This is a genomic window from Pseudomonas sp. XS1P51 (genome assembly GCF_054897845.1).
This window is the reverse complement of record NZ_CM142707.1, coordinates 2660453-2680255: the sequence shown is the minus strand read 5'-3', so window position 1 is coordinate 2680255 and position 19803 is coordinate 2660453. Positions and strand designations below refer to the sequence as shown.

Annotated in this window: 14 protein-coding genes; 10 read left to right on the top strand and 4 right to left on the bottom strand. The window is 60.8% G+C overall.

What is annotated here, in order from left to right; translation table 11 throughout:
* Window positions 1-123: 123 nt before the first annotated feature.
* Together ACYZUD_RS12400 and ACYZUD_RS12395 are read left to right on the top strand one after the other, a co-directional pair.
* Window positions 124-1962, top strand: a complete 1839-nt coding sequence (locus tag ACYZUD_RS12400) for a long-chain-acyl-CoA synthetase (protein WP_462024261.1) — start codon at window positions 124-126, stop codon at window positions 1960-1962.
* Window positions 1963-2058: 96 nt separating this feature from the next.
* Window positions 2059-2577: an ankyrin repeat domain-containing protein gene (locus ACYZUD_RS12395; RefSeq protein WP_017339632.1), complete on the top strand. Its 519-nt coding sequence runs from the start codon at window positions 2059-2061 to the stop codon at window positions 2575-2577.
* 121 nt (window positions 2578-2698) lie between these two features.
* Here ACYZUD_RS12395 and ACYZUD_RS12390 read toward each other — a convergent pair whose 3' ends face one another.
* Window positions 2699-4039, bottom strand: coding sequence for a substrate-binding domain-containing protein (locus ACYZUD_RS12390; protein ID WP_462024260.1), 1341 nt, complete (start codon window positions 4037-4039; stop codon window positions 2699-2701).
* Window positions 4040-4191: 152 nt separating this feature from the next.
* Window positions 4192-5004, bottom strand: a complete 813-nt coding sequence (xthA, locus tag ACYZUD_RS12385) for an exodeoxyribonuclease III (RefSeq protein ID WP_462024259.1) — start codon at window positions 5002-5004, stop codon at window positions 4192-4194.
* A 322-nt stretch (window positions 5005-5326) separates the two neighbouring features.
* Here xthA and ACYZUD_RS12380 point away from each other — a divergent pair, with 322 nt between their 5' ends.
* The 7 genes from ACYZUD_RS12380 to ACYZUD_RS12350 all read left to right on the top strand — a co-directional run bounded on the left by ACYZUD_RS12380 (window position 5327) and on the right by ACYZUD_RS12350 (window position 16504).
* A complete protein-coding gene (locus ACYZUD_RS12380; protein WP_462024258.1) occupies window positions 5327-5977 on the top strand; it encodes a GNAT family N-acetyltransferase in 651 nt (216 codons plus the stop codon).
* 65 nt (window positions 5978-6042) lie between these two features.
* The gene (locus tag ACYZUD_RS12375; protein WP_462024257.1) at window positions 6043-7770 is read left to right on the top strand and encodes an autotransporter assembly complex protein TamA; all 1728 of its coding nucleotides are present in this window, start codon (window positions 6043-6045) and stop codon (window positions 7768-7770) included.
* On the top strand, window positions 7767-11435 hold the full coding sequence (locus tag ACYZUD_RS12370) for a translocation/assembly module TamB domain-containing protein (protein WP_462024256.1): 3669 nt from the start codon (window positions 7767-7769) through the stop codon (window positions 11433-11435). The genes ACYZUD_RS12375 and ACYZUD_RS12370 overlap by 4 nt, the downstream gene beginning before the upstream one ends.
* Window positions 11436-11671: 236 nt before the next feature.
* Window positions 11672-12145, top strand: a complete 474-nt coding sequence (locus ACYZUD_RS12365; protein ID WP_462024255.1) for a MarR family winged helix-turn-helix transcriptional regulator — start codon at window positions 11672-11674, stop codon at window positions 12143-12145.
* Window positions 12142-13611, top strand: a complete 1470-nt coding sequence (locus tag ACYZUD_RS12360; RefSeq protein ID WP_462024254.1) for an efflux transporter outer membrane subunit — start codon at window positions 12142-12144, stop codon at window positions 13609-13611. The genes ACYZUD_RS12365 and ACYZUD_RS12360 overlap by 4 nt, the downstream gene beginning before the upstream one ends.
* A gap of 15 nt (window positions 13612-13626) precedes the next feature.
* Entirely contained in the window at window positions 13627-14829 is a 1203-nt protein-coding gene (locus ACYZUD_RS12355) for an HlyD family secretion protein (protein WP_462024253.1), read from the top strand.
* A gap of 145 nt (window positions 14830-14974) precedes the next feature.
* On the top strand, window positions 14975-16504 hold the full coding sequence (locus ACYZUD_RS12350; protein WP_462024252.1) for a DHA2 family efflux MFS transporter permease subunit: 1530 nt from the start codon (window positions 14975-14977) through the stop codon (window positions 16502-16504).
* 97 nt (window positions 16505-16601) lie between these two features.
* On the opposite strand, the gene lpxH is transcribed toward ACYZUD_RS12350, so the two are convergent.
* Window positions 16602-17330 carry a UDP-2,3-diacylglucosamine diphosphatase gene (gene lpxH, locus ACYZUD_RS12345; RefSeq protein WP_462024251.1) on the bottom strand — a complete coding sequence of 243 codons (729 nt, stop codon included), beginning with the start codon at window positions 17328-17330 and terminating at the stop codon, window positions 16602-16604.
* Complete coding sequence (locus ACYZUD_RS12340; RefSeq protein WP_403107748.1) at window positions 17327-17830, bottom strand: peptidylprolyl isomerase; 504 nt, start codon at window positions 17828-17830, stop codon at window positions 17327-17329. The genes lpxH and ACYZUD_RS12340 overlap by 4 nt, the downstream gene beginning before the upstream one ends.
* Window positions 17831-18090: 260 nt before the next feature.
* Here ACYZUD_RS12340 and ACYZUD_RS12335 point away from each other — a divergent pair, with 260 nt between their 5' ends.
* Window positions 18091-19788 carry a glutamine--tRNA ligase/YqeY domain fusion protein gene (locus tag ACYZUD_RS12335; protein ID WP_462024250.1) on the top strand — a complete coding sequence of 566 codons (1698 nt, stop codon included), beginning with the start codon at window positions 18091-18093 and terminating at the stop codon, window positions 19786-19788.
* Window positions 19789-19803 lie beyond the last annotated feature (15 nt).

Genomic DNA, 19803 nt, shown 5'->3' with positions numbered 1-19803 from the left:
TCCAGTGCGCCGGCCGCGGATACAAAACATTTCAAAAACCGCGTGTACAGCGCAAGAACCGTTGACGTATTTTCGGCCTCAATCAACGCCGCCCGACAATAAAAAGATCGAACGGGAGCAAGCATGAGCCGCACGACGAACGACACGATTACCTGGGGCATGATGCTCCGCAAGCTGCCTTCCATTGCCAAAGCCATCCCCCGGGTGGTGAAAGGCATGAAGGCCGCCAACGTCAAGGATCCGACCCAACCGTGTGGCCTGGGCTGGAGCTTCGAGCAAGCGACCGTGCGCAATCCCGACGGCCCGGCCTTGCTGCAGGGTGAGGTGGCACTGACTTATTCCCAGGTCAACCAATGGGCCAATCGCATCGCCCATCACCTGATTGCCCAAGGCCTTCGCAAGGGCGATGTGGTGGCGGTGTTCATCGAAAACCGCCCGGAACTGCTGGTGACGATTCTGGCGGTGGCCAAGGTCGGCGCGATCAGCGCCTTGCTCAATACCTCGCAAACCCGCGATACCCTGGCGCACAGCCTGAACCTGGTGGCACCGGCGGCAATCATAGTCGGGGAAGAGCTGGTGCCGGCGTTTTCGGCGGTCCGTGAGCGGGTGTCGATCGAGCCTGTGCGCACCTGGTTTGTCGCCGATCAAGACACCTACCGCCAGCCGGGCATTGCGCCCGACGGATTCATCAACCTGATGACGGCCAGTGCCGACAGCGCCAGCGACAACCCCGCCGCCAGCCAGCAGGTTTTCTTCGACGACCCTTGTTTCTACATCTACACCTCGGGCACTACCGGTTTGCCCAAGGCCGGCGTGTTCAAGCATGGCCGCTGGATGCGCAGCTCCGCGAGTTTCGGCCTGATCGCGCTGGATATGCGCCCCGAAGACGTCGTCTATTGCACCTTGCCGCTCTATCACGCCACCGGGCTCTGCGTGTGCTGGGGCTCGGCCATCAGCGGTGCCTCGGGCTTTGCCATCCGCCGCAAATTCAGCGCCAGTCAGTTCTGGAACGACGTGCGCAAATACCGTGCGACCACCCTCGGGTACGTCGGCGAATTGTGCCGCTACCTGGTGGATCAACCGCTCAGTGTCGAGGACAGCAAGCACGGCGTGACAAAGATGATCGGCAATGGACTGCGTCCGGGCGCGTGGAGCGAGTTCAAGACGCGATTCGGTGTGAACCACATCTGCGAGCTGTACGCTGCCAGCGACGGCAATATCGGTTTCACCAACATTCTCAACTTCGACAACACCGTGGGTTTTTCCCTGATGTCCTGGGAGTTGGCGGCCTACGACCACGACAGCGGCGCGCCGATTCGGGATGCCATAGGTTTCATGCGCAAGGTTGCCAAAGGCGAGCAGGGGTTGTTACTGGCGAAGATCGACGACAAGGCCCCGCTGGACGGCTACACCGATCCGCAGAAGACTGAAAAAGTCGTGCTGCACGACGTGTTCGAGAAAGGCGACCGTTATTTCAACACCGGTGACCTGCTGCGCAACATCGGTTTCGGCCATGCCCAGTTCGTCGACCGTTTGGGCGACACCTACCGCTGGAAGGGCGAAAACGTCTCGACCACCGAAGTCGAGAACATCCTTCTGCAACACCCGAATATTTCCGAAGCCGTGGCCTATGGTGTGGAAATCCGCAACACCAACGGGCGCGCCGGGATGGCGGCGATCACGCCCGCCGAATCCCTGGCAACCCTGGATTTCAGCGAATTGCTGGCCTTCGCCCGCGAGCAAATGCCGGCTTATGCGGTGCCCTTGTTCCTGCGGGTCAAAGTGAAAATGGAAACCACCGGGACCTTCAAGTACCAGAAGACCCGGCTCAAGGATGAGGCTTTCGACCCCGGTAAAACCGGCGACGACCCGATCTACGCCTGGTTACCGGGCACCGAGACTTACGTGCAGGTCACCGAACAGTTGCTGGTGGAGATTCACGACGGCAAGTACCGCTATTGAATGTGGCTATGGCCGCCCATGAGAAAAAAGAAGTGACAGTTTCTGGGCCGCTCGGGAAACTGTCGGCTTTGCGAATAACAGAAAGTGGAGCCCCCAATGTCAGACCAAAGCCGCCAGATGACCCCCGAAGAAGCCGCTGAATTTGCCGAACAGGTATTCAACAAAGCGCGCGAGGGCGATGCGGCCATGATGGCAGCGCTGTTGACCAAAGGCCTGCCGCCGAACCTGCGCAACCACAAGGGTGACACCTTGCTGATGCTGGCCGCTTACCACGGCCATGTGGAGACGGTAAAAGTCTTGCTGGAGCACAAGGCCGATCCGGAAATTCGCAACGATAACGGCCAGAGCCCGATTGCCGGCGCGGCCTTCAAGGGTGACCTGGCCGTGGTCAAGGCGTTGGTTGAAGGTGGCGCGCAAGTGGAAGGGTCGTCGTTCGACGGTCGCACGGCGCTGATGATGGCGGCGATGTTCAACCGCGTTGAAATCGTCGACTACCTGATCAGCAAAGGGGCCGACCCGAAAGCCAAGGACGCCAATGGCGTGTCTGCGCTGGATGCCGCCAAGACGTTGGGCGCGGTGGATACCACGGCGCAGTTGGAGAAGCTGCTCGGCTAATCGACAAAATCCTGAGGCGAGCTAAGAACCTGTGGCGAGGGAGGCTTCCTGTGGCGAGGGGGCGTGCCGACAAGCCCCCTCGCCACAAGTTGTTTACATACTGAAGAATCGAGCAAAAGCCTCAATACACCCAAACCTCAACCCGCCGATTCTTGATCCGCCCTTCATCTGCGCTATTGGCCGCCACCGGCATCTCGGCGCCAAAGCCGCGAATCTCGCGAAACACCACGCCGCTTTTCACCAGTTCCCGTCGCACCGCCATGGCCCGCAGTTTGGACAAAAGATCGGCCCGCGCCGGATCGCTCTTGGCATCGCCGAACCCCACCAATGCCACCTGCCGGTTGGTTTTCTCGTGCTGCCTTATATAGTCGAGCACCCGTGACAGGTCCTGCCGGGCCTTGTTGTCCAGCGTCGCACTGCCTTCCTCGAACCGAAAATTCACCGACAGCCGTTGGGCATGACGACTGAGCGCCTGATAACCCTCGGGCATCAATGCGTTCGGTGTGACGGCCATGGCCTGGACGGTCTGGGCGATAAAACCATTGGCCGCGACGATGGCCTGGCCGTTGCTGCTCTGGGCGAACGTCACGAGTGCTTCGGCCCACGGATTTTTCTCATCAGGTGGCAGGTAAAAGAACAACCGGCGCGACAACGGATAGTCCTCCGTGGCGATCAGGCTATTGAGCGGCAACATGGCCTGGGATTGGCCATCGGCAATCGCCACGGCTTTGGCTTGGCGCACGTAGGGCAGGCCGATGAAACCGATACCTTGCGGGTCCAGGCTGACGGCGTTGGACAATTGCTCGCTGGATTCGAAACGTTTCGCGACACTGCTCAGCGTTTTCCCACGACGGCTGAGGACCACTTCCTTGAAGGTGTCGTACGTGCCCGATTGGTCATCCCGCGCATAAAGATGAATGGTCCCACCGGTGCCGCCGAGTTCTTCCCAGGTCTTGGCTTCACCGCTGAAGATGCGCGCCAGTTGTTCGGTGTTGAGTTGACTCAGCGGATTTTGCGGATGAAGGATGATCGCCAGGCCATCGATGGCGATGACCTGCTCGGCGCGGGGACTTTTCAGGTCGCCCAGGGATTGGAGGGCCGCCAGTTCACTGTCCTTGATCGGCCGCGAGGAAGCGGCAAGGTCCGCAGTGGCGGTTTTCAGGGCCGTGAAACCGGTGCTGGAACCGTGGGCCGCGACTTCCACCACGACCCGGCGACCCTGAGCGGTTTCGCCGACCACGCGCAGCTCGTTGGCTTTGTCCGGGGCCTCGCTGTGGACCTTGAGCAGGCCCTGTTCGCGCATCAGGCCCTCGACCAGGGCCGGGCCCAATGCCGCACCGATGGTATTGGAGCCCTGGATGCGCAAGACCGGGCCCCGTTCGGGCGTCGGCAAATCGCCGGCCGAGGCCGTCAGCGGCAGCCACGAACACAGCATCAACAGGAACAACCCGCGCAGCGTCATGCCGGCACCTTATAAAGCCAAGGAAAGTGCCGGGAGAATAAGTCAGAAAGATTTCCGAAAGATGACAAATCAAAAGATCGCAGCCTGCGGCAGCTCCTACATTGATTCGGGGTACACCTGTAGGAGCTGCCGCAGGCTGCGATCTTTTGCTTTTAGCTCAACTCAAGCCAGATCGGCGCATGGTCCGATGGTTTTTCCATCCCGCGCAGTTCGTAATCCACGCCCGCATCCTTGACCCGTGGCAGCAAGCCATGGGACGCCATGATCAAGTCAATCCGCAGACCGCGCTTGGGTTCATCCTCAAACCCGCGGCTGCGGTAGTCGAACCAGCTGAAGCGGTCGGCCACGTCCGGGTTCAGGTGACGGAAGCTGTCCACCAAGCCCCAGTTCTTCAAGCGCGCCATCCACTCGCGCTCTTCCGGCAGGAAGCTGCATTTGCCGGTTTTCAGCCAGCGTTTCATGTTGTCCGGGCCGATACCGATGTCGCAGTCTTCCGGGGAAATGTTCACATCGCCCATCACCACCAGTGGCTGATCGTTGCTGAACTGGCTTTCCAGCAATTGTTGCAAGTCGCCGTAGAAGCGTTCCTTGGCCGGGAATTTGGTCGGATGATCGCGGCTTTCGCCCTGTGGGAAATAGCCGTTCATGATGGTTACCGGCACGCCATTGGCGTCGGCGAACGTGCCCCAGATGAAGCGGCGCTGGGCGTCTTCTTCATCGGTGGCGAAACCTTTGTGCAACGCCAGCGGTTCTTTGCGCGAGAGCAGGGCGACGCCGTAGTGACCCTTTTGCCCATGGAAATACACGTGATAGCCCAGCGCCTGAACCTCGGCCAACGGGAATTGGTCGTCGTGGACCTTGGTTTCCTGCAGCCCGATCACGTCCGGCTGATGCTTTTCAATCAGCGCCGCCAGCTGATGGGGGCGAGCGCGCAGCCCGTTGATGTTGAAGGAGACGATCTTCATGGTCGGCAGTCCTGGCAAAAGGGCGATGCTAGCTGACATGTAGGATTGGGGCCAGTGTGGGGTGAGGCGATTCGCGTTTGTCGGTAAGTCTTGTTTCGACAATTCAGGCGCCATCGCGAGCAGGCTCGCTCCCACATGAGCTCCTGGTACAGACCGCCAAATTTCTTGAGTCTGGTCTATAACTTGTGGGAGCGAGCGTGCTCGCGAAGGCGATTCCACAGCCAACGCTGATTTGGATCAGCAGGGAACTGTGTCGTTGCTTATAGGCTCGTAACAACAAGAGCGCAGTCATCTGACCTGTGCCCCGGGGAGAAATACCGTTATGCCTGAAACTTCGACCGCCATCGCCGATATTCACATGCTCGACAGTGGCTATTCCCACGAAGCGCGCTCCCTTCTGTATCACGCTTACCGGCACGAGCCGACCTTCGGTTACCTGTTCGAGGCTGAGCGCCCCGGTTACGAGCATCGAGTACGGGCCACGGTGCGCGAACTGGTCAAGCAGCACTTTCTTCAAGATTTGCCGGCCATCGGCCTGCTGGTCAACGATCGCTTGATCGGCATCGCCTTGATCGCTCCGCCGCAACGTCGACTGGGCATCACCGAAAGCTGGGCCTGGCGCCTGCGCATGGTGCTCAGCACCGGATTCCGTTGCACCCGACGCTACCTCGACTACCACGCCGCCGTGGCAGCCTGCGTGCCGTCCGATTCGGTGCACGTCCTGCCATTACTGGGGGTTCACCCACAATTCCAGGGTAAACACTTCGGCGAGCAGCTGCTGCAAGCGGTGCATAACTGGTGCGCGGTGGATGAAAACTCCCAGGGCGTCATTCTCGATACCGGAAATCCTCGTTATCTGGAGTTCTATAAACGTCAGGGCTATGAGGAAATCGGCGAGGTTGCCGTAGGACCGATCCGCGAGCACGTGTTTTTCCACGCCAACCCTCAGGTGGTGCAAACCGCCACGGCATAAAGGTCGAACTTTCATCGCACGCCAGGCTCTATCACGCTCCCACGCTCGTGATAGCATCCGCGCCTATGAAGTTTCCAGGAAGAATTACCAGCGCCGCGCTGATGCTGATCACCAGCTGCGCGGCGCTGGCGCAAAGTGAATTGGATGTGCGGATCAAACCGTCCAACGATGAACTGAAGGCCAATATAGAGGGCTATATCGGCAGCCTCGGCGATCGTGACGAGGAAGCCTTGTTGCGCTTCAGTCGTGGTGCCGAGGAACAGGCGCGCAAGGCCGCCCAGGCTTTGGGTTACTACCAGCCGCAGATCGAGACGGACGTGAAGGGCGGCAAGACGCCGCGCCTGGTGTTGAACATCGATCCCGGCGAACCGGTGCATTTGCGTAACGTCACCGTGCGCATCGACGGTCCTGCCGCCGCTCTCAAATCCTTTCGTGTACCCAAAAGCGATGTGCTCAAACCCGGCGCGGTGCTCAATCATGGTCGCTACGAAGACGCCAAGCGGCTGATCCAGAATCAGGCCTCGCGCTACGGCTTTTTCAGCGGACGCTTTACCCGCCAGAGACTGGCGGTAGACCCGCGGGCCGGCGTTGCCGACATTGAGCTGATCTACGACAGCGGCCCGCGTTATGCCTTGGGCAACGTCAGTTTCGAAGGCGACACACCGTTTGACGAAGAGTTGCTGCAACGCATGGTGCCGTTCAAGGCCGGCGCGCCTTATGACTCCGAACTGATCGCCGAGCTCAATCAGAATTTGCAATCGAGCGGCTATTTCGAAGGTGTGCGCGTCGACGCGGCCCCCACCGCGTCCAAGAACGATGTCATCCCGGTAGACGTCAAACTCGAAACCCGCAAGCCGCGGACCATGGGCCTGGGGCTGGGCTATTCCACCGACGTCGGCCCACGGGTCAAGGCCAACTGGACCCGGCACTGGGTCAACCCTCAGGGTCACAGCTATGGCTGGGAAACCGAAGTCTCGGCGCCACGGCAAAACGTCGGGGTGTTCTATGACATTCCCCTGGACCCGCCGCTGACCGACAAACTGCGGTTCGCCGGTGGCTATCAAAACGAAGAAATCGCCGACAAGGACTCCCTCAGCAAACTGCTGACTGTCGGTCCCGAGTGGCACAGCAAGTTGCCCAGCGGCTGGCAGCGGGTGGTGTCGCTCAAATGGCAACGCGAAGAATACCGACTCGGTGACGACTCGGGTCTCAGCACCTTGCTGATGCCCGGCGTGAGCTATTCGTACCTTAAAAGCGATAACCGCATCGACCCGCACAACGGCTATCGCTTGGAGTTCGAGAGCAAAGTCGCCAAGGAAGGCCTGGGCTCGGACACCAATCTGCTCTACGGCACCGCGCTGGTGAAAGGCTTGACCACGGTCTTCGACAAGCACCGCTTCCTCGGTCGGGTGCAGGTCGGCGGCAGCGCCACCAACGGCTATAAATCGGTACCGCCGTCCCTGCGTTTCTTCGCCGGCGGCGATCAGAGCGTGCGCGGTTATGACTATCAAAGCCTGTCGCCGGAAAACTCCGAGGGCGACCGCATCGGTGGCCGCTACATGGTGGCCGGCAGCGTCGAGTATCAGTATTCGATCGCCGAGAAATGGCGGGTCGCGACCTTCATTGACCAGGGCAACTCCTTTAATACACTCGAACTGCCGAACCTCAAGACCGGCGTCGGTATCGGCGTGCGCTGGGTTTCCCCGGTGGGGCCGATTCGCCTCGACCTGGCCCACGCGATGGACGACGACGGCGGTATTCGACTGCACTTTTCCATGGGGCCTGAGCTGTGACGCGTGGTTTGAAAGTAACGCTGCTGGCAATTCTGGCGCTGCTGATGCTGGTCGTCCTGACCGTGGCCACCGTGCTGGGTACGGCGACGGGCAGCCGTTGGGCACTGGGGTTTGTGCCGGGTTTGAGCGTGGACAATTTCCAGGGCCGCCTGGGCGGGCAATGGAGCGCCGACCATGTGCTGTGGCAGCAGGACAGCAGCCGGGTTGAACTGAGCAAAACGATTTTCGCCTGGTCGCCGCTGTGCCTGACGCGCATGACCCTGTGCATCGGGCAATTGAAGGCCGATCAGGTCAGCCTGCAATTCCCGCCGGGCACGGAAGAGGAAAGCAGCGGGCCGATCACGCTCCCGGACCTGAAATTGCCACTGGCCATTGAGCTGGGCGACGTCCAGGTCGGCAGTCTGCTGTTCAATGGCAGCGAAGAACTCAAAGGATTGCAACTGGCGGCGCACTGGACCGAACAGGGTTTGCAGATCGATTCCGTGCATCTGCAACGGGATGAGCTGAGCCTGAATCTGTCCGGTCTGCTGCAACCCACCGGTAACTGGCCGCTGAAGGTCGAAGGCAAACTGACCCTGCCGGCCCCGGAGCCTTGGACATTGGCCCTGAAGGTCGACGGCGACCTGCTGAAAACCCTGAACCTGAAAGCCGACAGCAGCGGTTACCTGAACGGGCAATTGACCGGTGAACTGCAACCGCTGGTGGAAAACCTGCCGGCCAAGGTGCGGATCACTGCTGACGGCTTCAAACCTGCCGCTGATCTGCCGGACACCCTGCAACTCAATCAACTGGAACTCACCGGCGATGGCGACCTGAAAAACGGTTACCAGTTGCTCGGCAAAGCCACGTTGCCCGCCGAGCAGGGCCCGGTCGCGTTGTTGCTGCAAGGCAAGGTCGACGCCAACGGCGCGCAGATCGCCGGGTTGGACCTGACCGCCAACGACAAACAAAGCCTCAAACTCACAGGGAATCTGGACTGGAGCAAAGGCCTGAGCTTTGATGCAAAAATAGACTGGCTGGATTTCCCGTGGCACCGCCTCTATCCGGTGATCGACGAGCCGGAAGTGGCGTTGCGCAGCTTCAACGGTGAAGTCTCCTACACCGACAGCCAATACCTCGGCAATTTCAAGGCTGCGCTCGATGGCCCGGCCGGTGCGTTCAGCCTGACCAGCCCGTTCGCCGGTGACCTGACGAAAATCTACCTGCAACAAATCCAGCTCGAAGCCGGGCAGGGCAAGGCCGAAGGGCACCTGAACCTGCAATTTGCCGAGGGCATTGCCTGGGACACCGCGCTCGACCTGTCGGCGATCAACCCGGCGTATTGGGTCGCGGAGTTGCCGGGCACGCTGGCCGGGCCGTTGCGCAGCAAAGGCGAGATGAAGGATGAAAAACTCAGCCTGAACGCGGACCTGGATCTGAAAGGCAAGCTGCGCGGCCAACCGGCGGTGATCCAGGCCAAGGCCGACGGTGGCGGCGAGCAATGGAACCTCAGCGCGCTGCAAATACGCCTGGGCGACAACAGCATCAACGGCAAGGGCAGCCTGCAACAGAAGCTCGCCGGCCAGATCGACATCAAGCTGCCGCGTCTGGCCCAGCTCTGGCCGCAATTGCGCGGTCAGCTCAATGGCCGGGTCGATGTCGCCGGCACGCTCAAGGCGCCGCAAGGCAAGCTCGGGCTGCAAGGCACGCAACTGGCCTTCGAAGACAATCGCCTGCAAAGCCTGAACCTCGACGCCACGCTCGACAGCGCGCAACGGGCGAAAATCGACCTCAAGGGCAACGGCATCCAGGCGGGTGACACCTCGCTGGGGACGCTGACCGCCAGCGGCCAGGGCGATATCAAAAACCAGAAGCTCACTCTCGACCTGAAAGGGCCGCAGCTGAAGCTCGCCCTCGGCCTCGACGGCACTCTGGATAAAGGTAATTGGCGCGGACGTCTGGCCAGTGGTGATATCCAGGCCGGTGGGCAGGACTGGAAGCTGCAAGGTCCGGCGAAGCTCGAACGGTTGGCGGACGGCAAAATCAACTTTGGCGCCCATTGCTGGATGTCCGGCCCGGCCAGTCTGTGCGGTGAAGACCAGCGTTTGATGCCGGAGCCGAAGCTGCGTTATCACCTCAAGCAATTCCCGATCGACAGCCTGGCGCAGTGGTTGCCGAAGGACTTCGCCTGGAAAGGCCGGCTCAACGCCGACCTGCAACTGGACCTGCCGGCCAGCGGCCCGAACGGCCAGATCAGCGTCGATGCCAGCGGCGGTACCTTGCGCATGCGTGAGAAAGACCAGTGGCTGGACTTCCCGTACCAGACCCTGACACTCACCAGCAAACTCACGCCCAAACGCATCGACACCGACCTCAACTTCGTCGGCGGCAAACTCGGCGAATTGAGGGTGCAGGCGCAGATCAATCCGTTGCCGAAGAACAAACCGCTGACCGGCTCCTTCCGCCTGAGTGGTCTGGACCTGTCAGTGGCGCGGCCGTTCGTGCCCATGGTCGAGAAACTCACCGGGCGTTTGAACGGCAGCGGCACGCTTTCTGGCGGGTTGCTGGCACCGCTGGTCAACGGCAACCTTGTGCTCAGCGACGGCGAGATTTCCGGACCTGAACTGCCGATGGAGTTTGAAGCCTTGCAACTTCAAGCGGTGATCGCCGGCGAAACCATTCAGTTGAACGGTGGCTGGAAAAGTGGCAAGAGCGGGCAGGGCAGCTTGAACGGCAACATCGCCTGGGGTCAGGCGCTGGTGGTGGATCTGGCGCTCAAAGGGACGCAGTTACCGGTCACCGTCGAGCCGTACGCCAAACTGGAAGTGGCGCCGGACCTGAAGATCTCGATGAAGGACGACAAACTGGCGATTGCCGGCAAGGTGCTGGTGCCCAGGGGCGAGATCACCGTGCGCGAGTTGCCGCCGTCGACGGTGAAAGTGTCCGATGACACGGTGATCATCGGGCAGCAGACCGAAGAGGGTAAGCCGCCGATGGCCATGGCGATGGACATTGATGTGGTGGTCGGCGAAGACAAACTCAGCTTTGCCGGGTTTGGCCTGACCGCCAATCTGCAAGGTCACGTGCACATCGGCGACAACATGGACACCCGCGGCGAGCTCTGGCTGAACGACGGTCGTTATCGGGCCTACGGTCAGCGGCTGACCGTGCGCCGGGCGCGGTTGTTGTTTGCGGGGCCCATCGACCAGCCGTATCTGGACATCGAGGCGATTCGCCAGACCGACGACGTGATCGCCGGCATTCGCCTGAGCGGCAGCGCCGAGCAGCCGACCACGCAGATCTTCTCCGAGCCGGCCATGAGCCAGGAACAGGCGTTGTCCTATCTGGTGCTCGGGCGTCCGCTGAGCACCACCGGTGAAGACAACAACATGTTGGCTCAGGCCGCGCTCGGGTTGGGTTTGATGGGCAGTTCCGGGGTGACCAGCGGATTGGCCAAGAACCTGGGAATTCAGGACTTCCAGCTCGACACCCAGGGCAGCGGCACCAGCACCGCCGTGGTGGCCAGCGGCAATCTCTCGGAAAAACTCAGCTTGCGTTACGGGGTTGGCGTGTTCGAGCCGGCCAACACCATTGCCTTGCGCTACAAGCTGAGCAAAAAGGTCTACCTCGAAGCCGCCGGCGGCGTGGCCAGTTCGCTGGACATCTTCTATAAGCGGGATTTCTAACCCCTTCTAGATCAAAAGATCGCAGCCTTCGGCAGCTCCTACATAGACTGTGTTCGCCCGTATATATCGGGTGTACGCGATCCTGTAGGAGCTGCCGAAGGCTGCGATCTTTTGATCTTGCGACCCACCATTTGTCAGCTAAATACAAAGCAACCTAACTATTGCGTTGACATTCGCTGCCTAGGCAGTAACATCTCGACATACATTCTCTGCCTAGGCAGCTAATTGGTGGTCAGATGAAACATTTCACCCCGGACGCATTCCACACTTGCCATCTCGGCCTCCTGCTCGGGCGCGCTGCGTTGCTCAAGGACCGCATCATCGACACGCACATGGAACCGCACGGCATCACCGCCGCGCAGTTCAAAGTGCTGATCATCATGGCCCAGTTCGGCGTCGATACGCCGGTCGAGCTGTGCCGTCACCTGTCGCTGGACAGCGGTTCGATGACTCGCATGCTCGATCGTCTGGAACAGAAAGGCTTCCTCGCCCGCCAACGTTCCGAGGCGGACCGCCGCCAGGTGCAACTGGTGCTGACGGAACAAGGCCAGCAGTTGACCGACCGCCTGCCGGAGATCGGTGCCGACGCCATGAATGAACTGGCCGGCGCCATCACCCCGGAAGAATTGGAAACCCTGGAACGGATCCTCAAGAAAATCCTGGTGGCAGCCGGTGACTCGATCACCTTGCTGCGGGTAGGTGACAAATGAGTAGCAAAACCTTGCGCACCGGCCTGAGCCTGGTGCTGGCGGCAATGACCCTGGCCGGTTGCGCCAGTTACAGCGGCCTGACCACCGAAGGCGTCAGCCTCGAGGCGAAAAACCTCAAGGCCGGGCAATCCCTCAGCGGCGTGACCCTGTCGCCAGCGGCCTGGCCGAAAAGCGACTGGTGGAAAAGCCTCGGCGACCCACAGCTCGACGGTCTGATCCGCGAAGCCCTGCACGACAGCCCGGATATGCAGATCGCTGACGCCCGCGCCCATCAGGCCAGCGCCGCCGCTTACGCGGCCGACGCTGCGCGGATGCCGACCCTCGATGCCAGCGCCGGCGTCAGCCGTTCGCGTCTGGCGCGCGATCAAGACCCGAGCGGGCAGGGCGATACTTACTCCACCGTGCGTAACATCGGCGCCAGTTTCAATTACAACTTTGACCTCTGGGGCGGTCAGCGCGACGCCTGGGAAGCCGCACTGGGCCAGGCCCGTGCCGCCGAAGTCGATCAGCAGGCCGCGCAGTTGACCTTGTCTGCCGACGTCGCCCGCGCCTACAGCGATCTGGGGCAGGCGCACATCGTTTATGACCTGGCCAATGAAGACCTCAAGCGCACCAAGCAGATGCTCGACCTGAGCCAGCGTCGCCTGAGTTCCGGGATCGACAGCCAGTACCAGTTCCAGCAGACCGAAAGCCTGGAAGCGAGCTCCGAGGCGAGCCTGATCGACGCCGAGAAACGCCTGCAAAGCGCGAAAATCGCCCTGGCCGTATTGCTCGGTAAAGGCCCTGATCGCGGCAACGAAATCGCCCGGCCGAAAATCCTCCAGGCCAGCGCCGTGGCACTGCCATCGGTGCTGCCCGCCGAGTTGCTCGGTCGTCGTCCGGACCTGGTGGCTGCGCGCTGGCGGGTCGAGGCGGCGAGCAAGAACATCGACGCCGGCAAAACCCGCTTCTACCCCAACCTCAACCTGAGCGCGGCCGCGGGTGCCGAGTCGTTGCTGGGGGATGCGATGTTCGGTTCAGCCAGTCGTTTCTTCAACATTGCGCCGACGATCTCCGTGCCGATTTTCGACGGTGGCCGCCTGCGTGCCGACCTCGATGCCCGTGACGCCGATTACGACCTCGCGGTGGCGCAGTACAACAAAAGCCTGGTGAGAGCCCTGGGCGATGTCAGCGACACCATCAACCAGTTGCGCGATATCGGCCGGCAGATCGGTGCGCAGCAACATGCCACCGACATCGCCCAGGATTCTTACAACACCGTGGTCCAGCGCTACGGTTCCGGCATCGGTAACTACCTGGACGTGCTCAGCATCGAACAGCAATTGCTCCAGGCCCAGCGTCAGTTGGCCAACCTGAATGCCGAGCAGATCGATCTGTCGATCCAACTGATGCAGGCGCTGGGCGGCGGCTTCCAGGGCGAAACCCTGGCCGCAGCCAAGACCTCCCCAGCCACGCTGAACAACTAATTCAAGGTACTCGTCATGGCCACCGCCGAAACAACTCAAGCCCCTGACAACACTCAAGACACCCGCAACCCGCGCAAACGCAAAGTCATGCTGGTGGTGCTCGCGATCATGGTGATCCTCGCCGGTGTCGGCGTCTGGGGTTATCACGAATTCTATGGTCGCTGGAATGAAAGCACCGACGACGCCTATGTGAACGGCAACGTGGTGGAAATCACCCCGCTGGTCACCGGCACGGTGGTGAGCATCGGCGCCGACGATGGCGACCTGGTCCATGAAGGCCAGGTGCTGATCAACTTCGACCCGAACGACGCCGAAGTCGGTCTGCAAAGTGCCCAGGCCAATCTGGCCCGCACTGTGCGTCAGGTTCGCGGCTTGTACAGCAACGTCGACGGCATGAAAGCCCAGGTCAACGCCCAGCAGGCCGAAGTGCAAAAGGCCCAGGACAACTTCAATCGCCGCAAGAACCTCGCCGCTGGTGGGGCGATTTCCCAGGAAGAACTGTCCCACGCTCGCGACGATCTGACCTCGGCGCAAAACGCCCTGGCCAACGCCAAACAGCAACTGAAAACCACCAGCGCCTTGGTGGATGACACCGTGGTTTCGTCGCACCCGGACGTGATGTCCGCCGCCGCGCAGTTGCGTCAGGCCTACCTGAACAATGCCCGCAGCACGCTGATCGCGCCGGTCACAGGCTATGTCGCCAAACGTACCGTGCAACTCGGTCAGCGGGTGCAGCCGGGCACGGCGCTGATGGCGGTGATCCCGCTGGATCAGCTGTGGATCGACGCCAACTTCAAGGAAACCCAGCTGCGTGACATGCGCATCGGCCAACCGGTGGACGTCCAGGCCGACCTGTACGGCAGCGACGTGAAGTTCAGCGGCACCATCGACAGCCTTGGCGCCGGTACCGGCAGCGCGTTTGCCCTGCTGCCCGCGCAGAACGCCACCGGCAACTGGATCAAGATCGTCCAGCGTGTGCCCGTGCGGATTCACATCAACGCCGAAGAGCTGGCCAAGCACCCGTTGCGGGTCGGCCTGTCGACGCAGGTCGATGTGAACTTGCGCGACCAGAGCGGCCCGGTGTTGGCGCAACAGCCGCCGCAAAGGGCCTCGTTCAGCACCAACGTCTACGACCGTCAGTTGGCCGAGGCCGACGCGATGATCACTCAGTTGATCCACGACAACAGCGCTGCGGTCAGCAAAACCGCGCAACGCTGATTCGCCATCACACCGCCCCTGTGGGAGCGAGCCTGCTCGCGAAAGCGTTGTATCTGACACTCCGCATTCGCGAGCAGGCTCGCTCCCACAAGGTCAGCTGCATCTGTAACAGGCGCAGCGCCAGCCCAGTTTCAAAGGATTCGCGATGAGCAATAACGCGTCTTTCACGCCGCCCAGCCTGCTGCTCAGCACCATCGGCCTGTCGCTGGCGACCTTCATGCAGGTGCTAGACACCACCATCGCCAACGTGGCGTTGCCGACCATTTCCGGCAACCTCGGCGTGAGCTCGGAGCAGGGCACCTGGGTCATTACCTCGTTCGCCGTGAGCAACGCGATTGCGCTACCGCTGACCGGCTGGCTCAGCCGTCGTTTCGGTGAAGTGAAGCTGTTTCTGTGGGCGACGATTCTGTTCGTGCTGGCCTCGTTTCTCTGCGGGATCTCGACCTCGATGCCGGAGCTGATCGGCTTTCGCGTGCTGCAAGGCCTGGTGGCCGGTCCGTTGTACCCGATGACCCAAACGCTGTTGATTGCGGTCTATCCGCCCGCCAGGCGGGGCATGGCCCTGGCATTGCTGGCGATGGTCACGGTGGTGGCGCCGATTGCCGGGCCGATCCTCGGCGGCTGGATCACCGACAGCTATAGCTGGCCGTGGATCTTCTTTATCAACGTGCCGATCGGGATTTTCGCGGTGATGGTCGTGCGCTCGCAGCTCAAGGCGCGGCCGGTGGTGACCAGCTATCAGCCAATGGACTACGTGGGTTTGATCACCCTGATCATCGGCGTCGGGGCGTTGCAGGTGATCCTCGACAAGGGCAACGACCTGGACTGGTTCGAGTCGAACTTCATCATCATCGGCGCGGCCATCTCGGTGATTGCGCTGGCGGTGTTCGTGATCTGGGAAATGACTGACAAGCATCCGGTGGTCAACCTGCGGCTGTTCGCGTATCGCAACTTCCGCATCGGCACCATTGTGCTGGTGGCCGGGTATGCCGGGTTCTTCGGCATCAACCTGATCCTGCCGCAATGGCTGCAAACCCAGATGGGCTACACCGCGACCTGGGCCGGGCTGGCGGTGGCGCCGATCGGGATTCTGCCGGTGCTGATGTCGCCGTTTGTCGGCAAGTACGCGCACAAGTTCGACCTGCGCTTGCTGGCCGGCGGCGCGTTTCTGTGCATCGGCCTGAGTTGCTTCATGCGTGCCGGGTTTACCAATGAAGTGGACTTCCAGCACATCGCGCTGGTGCAGCTGTTCATGGGGATTGGCGTGGCGCTGTTCTTCATGCCGACACTGAGCATTTTGATGTCGGACCTGCCACCGAGCCAGATCGCCGACGGCGCGGGCCTGGCGACGTTCCTGCGGACCCTGGGCGGCAGTTTTGCGGCATCGCTGACCACCTGGATCTGGATTCGCCGGGCGGATCAGCATCATGCCTATATGAGCGAAAGCCTCAGCACCTATGAGCCAGCGACCCGGGATGCGTTGAACAGCCTGGGCGGGGCGGGTAATCCGGCGTATGCGCAGCTGGATCACGTGCTGACGAGTCAGGCGTACATGCTCTCCACCGTGGATTACTTCACGTTGCTGGGGTGGGGGTTCATGGGGTTGATTCTGCTGGTGTGGCTGGCGAAACCGCCGTTTGCGGCGAAGGCCGGGCCTGCTGCGGCAGGACATTGATTAAGCGGCGACTGTTGAAAAGATCGCAGCCTTCGGCAGCTCCTACAGGGTTATGTGTACATCTGTAGGAGCTGCCGAAGGCTGCGATCTTTGGATCTCAAGAAGCTGTGAAATCAAACGGCGCCAACGCAAACCCCTGCTCATCCACCTGCAACGCCCAGCCCTGGCGATCCCAATCCCCCAGCACAATGCGCTTGGCCGCTTGCTCGCCAATCTGCAACTTGTGGATGGCGGGGCGGTGGGTGTGCCCATGGATCAAGGTTTTCACGCCATATTCCTGCATGATCCGCGGTACTTCTTCCGGCGTGACATCAACGATATCGTTCGTCTTCATCCGTGTTTGCGCGCGACTCTCGTTGCGCAGCTTGCGCGCCAGTTTATGACGGGTGTCCAGGGGCAGGTGTCGCAGGATGAACAGGGTGACGGGGTTACGCAGGTAACGACGCAGCTTCATATACGCTTCGTCGCGGGTACAGAGGCTGTCGCCGTGCATCAACAGCACCGGTTCGCCGTAAAACTGCACGACACTCGGGTCCTTCAGCAGCGTACAACCGGCCTGTTTACAGAAGGCCTGGCCGAGCATGAAGTCGCGATTGCCGTGCATCAGAAAAATGGCCGTGCCGCTGTCGCTAAGTTCGCGCAGGGCCTGGCAGATGGAACGCTGGAAGAGCGTCATGGCATCGTCGCCAATCCACGCCTCGAAGAAGTCGCCCAGAATGTACAACGCACTCGCCGAGCGGGCGCGTCCGGCGAGCAAATCCAGAAACGCCCGGGTGATGTCCGGGCGCTCCTCTTCCAGATGCAAGTCTGAAATCAGCAGTATCACTCAATGATCTCGGCTTTCTCGATGATCACGTCTTCTGCCGGTACGTCCTGGTGGCCGGATTTCATGGTGGTGGAAACACCTTTGATCTTGTCGACCACGTCGGTGCCTTCAACAACTTTAGCGAAAACCGCGTAGCCCCAGCCCTGAGTGGTCTTGGCGCTGTGGTTCAGGAAGCTGTTGTCCGCAACGTTGATGAAGAACTGGGCGGAAGCCGAATGCGGCTCCATGGTGCGCGCCATGGCCACGGTGTACTTGTCGTTCGGCAGGCCGTTGTCGGCTTCGTTCTGGATGCTTGGGCGCTTGTCTTTCTTTTCTTTCATGCCTGGCTCGAAACCGCCGCCCTGGATCATGAAGTTACCGATGACGCGGTGGAAAACGGTGTTTTCGTAGTGACCGGCTTTGACGTACTCGATGAAGTTGGCAACGGTCAACGGTGCCTTTTCAGCGTTCAGTTCCAGGACGATATCGCCATGGTTGGTGGTCAGTTTGACTTGGGTCATGATCGGTACTCTTTCAATGAATTCGTGGGTTTCGGGGCTTCAGGGCCCCCAACCGGTCTGGCCAGCAACAGCCAAGGTGCGCAGTTTAGCGTGCCGGGCGCGAATTTCGAGGCTGTTTTTCATTTGCATCCGATTAAATGCAGCCGTTTTCGGGCCTGCTCTGTCAGCAGCTTGACGGCATCGGCTATGATAAGCCCCTTTGATTTAACAGCCGCTTTGATTTGGCCAACTGGCCGCGCACTTGTACGTTCAAGGATCCTATGAGCAAGCCCACTGTCGACCCTACCTCGAATTCCAAGACCGGCCCTGCCGTGCCGGTCAATTTCCTGCGCCCGATCATCCAGGCGGACCTGGACTCGGGTAAGCACACGCAGATCGTCACCCGTTTCCCGCCTGAGCCCAACGGCTACCTGCACATCGGTCACGCCAAGTCGATTTGCGTGAACTTTGGTCTGGCCCAGGAATTCGGCGGCGTCACGCACCTGCGTTTCGACGATACCAACCCGGCCAAGGAAGACCAGGAATACATCGACGCGATCGAAAGCGACGTCAAATGGCTGGGCTTCGAATGGTCTGGTGAAGTGCGCTATGCCTCGCAGTATTTCGACCAGTTGCACGACTGGGCCGTTGAACTGATCAAGGCCGGCAAGGCCTACGTCGACGACCTGAGCCCTGAACAGGCCAAGGAATACCGCGGCACCCTGACCGAGCCGGGCAAGAACAGCCCGTTCCGTGATCGCTCCGTGGAAGAAAACCTGGATCTGTTCGCCCGCATGAAGGCCGGCGAATTCCCGGACGGCGCACGCGTGCTGCGGGCCAAGATCGACATGGCCTCGCCGAACATGAACCTGCGCGACCCGATCATGTATCGCATCCGCCACGCGCATCACCATCAGACCGGTGACAAGTGGTGCATCTACCCGAACTACGACTTCACCCATGGTCAGTCGGACGCCATCGAAGGCATCACCCACTCGATCTGCACCCTGGAGTTCGAAAGCCATCGTCCGCTGTACGAGTGGTTCCTCGACAACCTGCCCGTGCCGGCGCAACCGCGTCAGTACGAGTTCAGCCGTCTGAACCTGAACTACACGATCACCAGCAAGCGCAAGCTCAAGCAACTGGTCGATGAAAAGCACGTTCACGGCTGGGACGATCCGCGCATGTCCACGCTGTCCGGCTTCCGCCGCCGTGGCTACACGCCGAAATCGATCCGCAACTTCTGCGAAATGGTCGGCACCAACCGCTCCGATGGCGTGGTGGACTTCGGCATGCTCGAATTCAGCATCCGTGACGACCTCGACCACAGCGCCCCGCGTGCCATGTGCGTGCTGCGTCCGCTGAAAGTCGTGATCACCAACTACCCGGAAGGCCAGGTCGAGAACCTCGAATTGGCATGCCACCCGAAAGAAGACATGGGTGTGCGCGTTCTGCCGTTCGCCCGTGAGATCTACATCGACCGTGAAGACTTCATGGAAGAGCCGCCAAAAGGCTACAAGCGCCTGGAACCGAACGGCGAAGTGCGCCTGCGCGGCAGCTACGTGATCCGTGCCGACGAAGCGATCAAGGACGCCGATGGCAACATCGTCGAACTGCGTTGCTCGTACGACCCCGAAACCCTGGGCAAGAACCCTGAAGGCCGCAAGGTCAAAGGCGTGGTTCACTGGGTGCCGGCCGCGGCCAGCGTCGAGTGCGAAGTGCGTCTGTACGATCGCCTGTTCCGTTCGGCCAACCCTGAGAAGGCCGAAGACAGCGCCAGTTTCCTGGACAACATCAACCCTGACTCGCTGCAAGTTCTCACCGGTTGTCGTGCTGAACCCTCGCTGGGCAATGCACAGCCGGAAGACCGTTTCCAGTTCGAGCGCGAAGGTTACTTCTGCGCGGATATCAAGGACTCGAAACCCGGTCATCCGGTATTCAACCGTACCGTGACCTTGCGTGATTCGTGGGGCCAGTGATTCAAGGGATTTAAC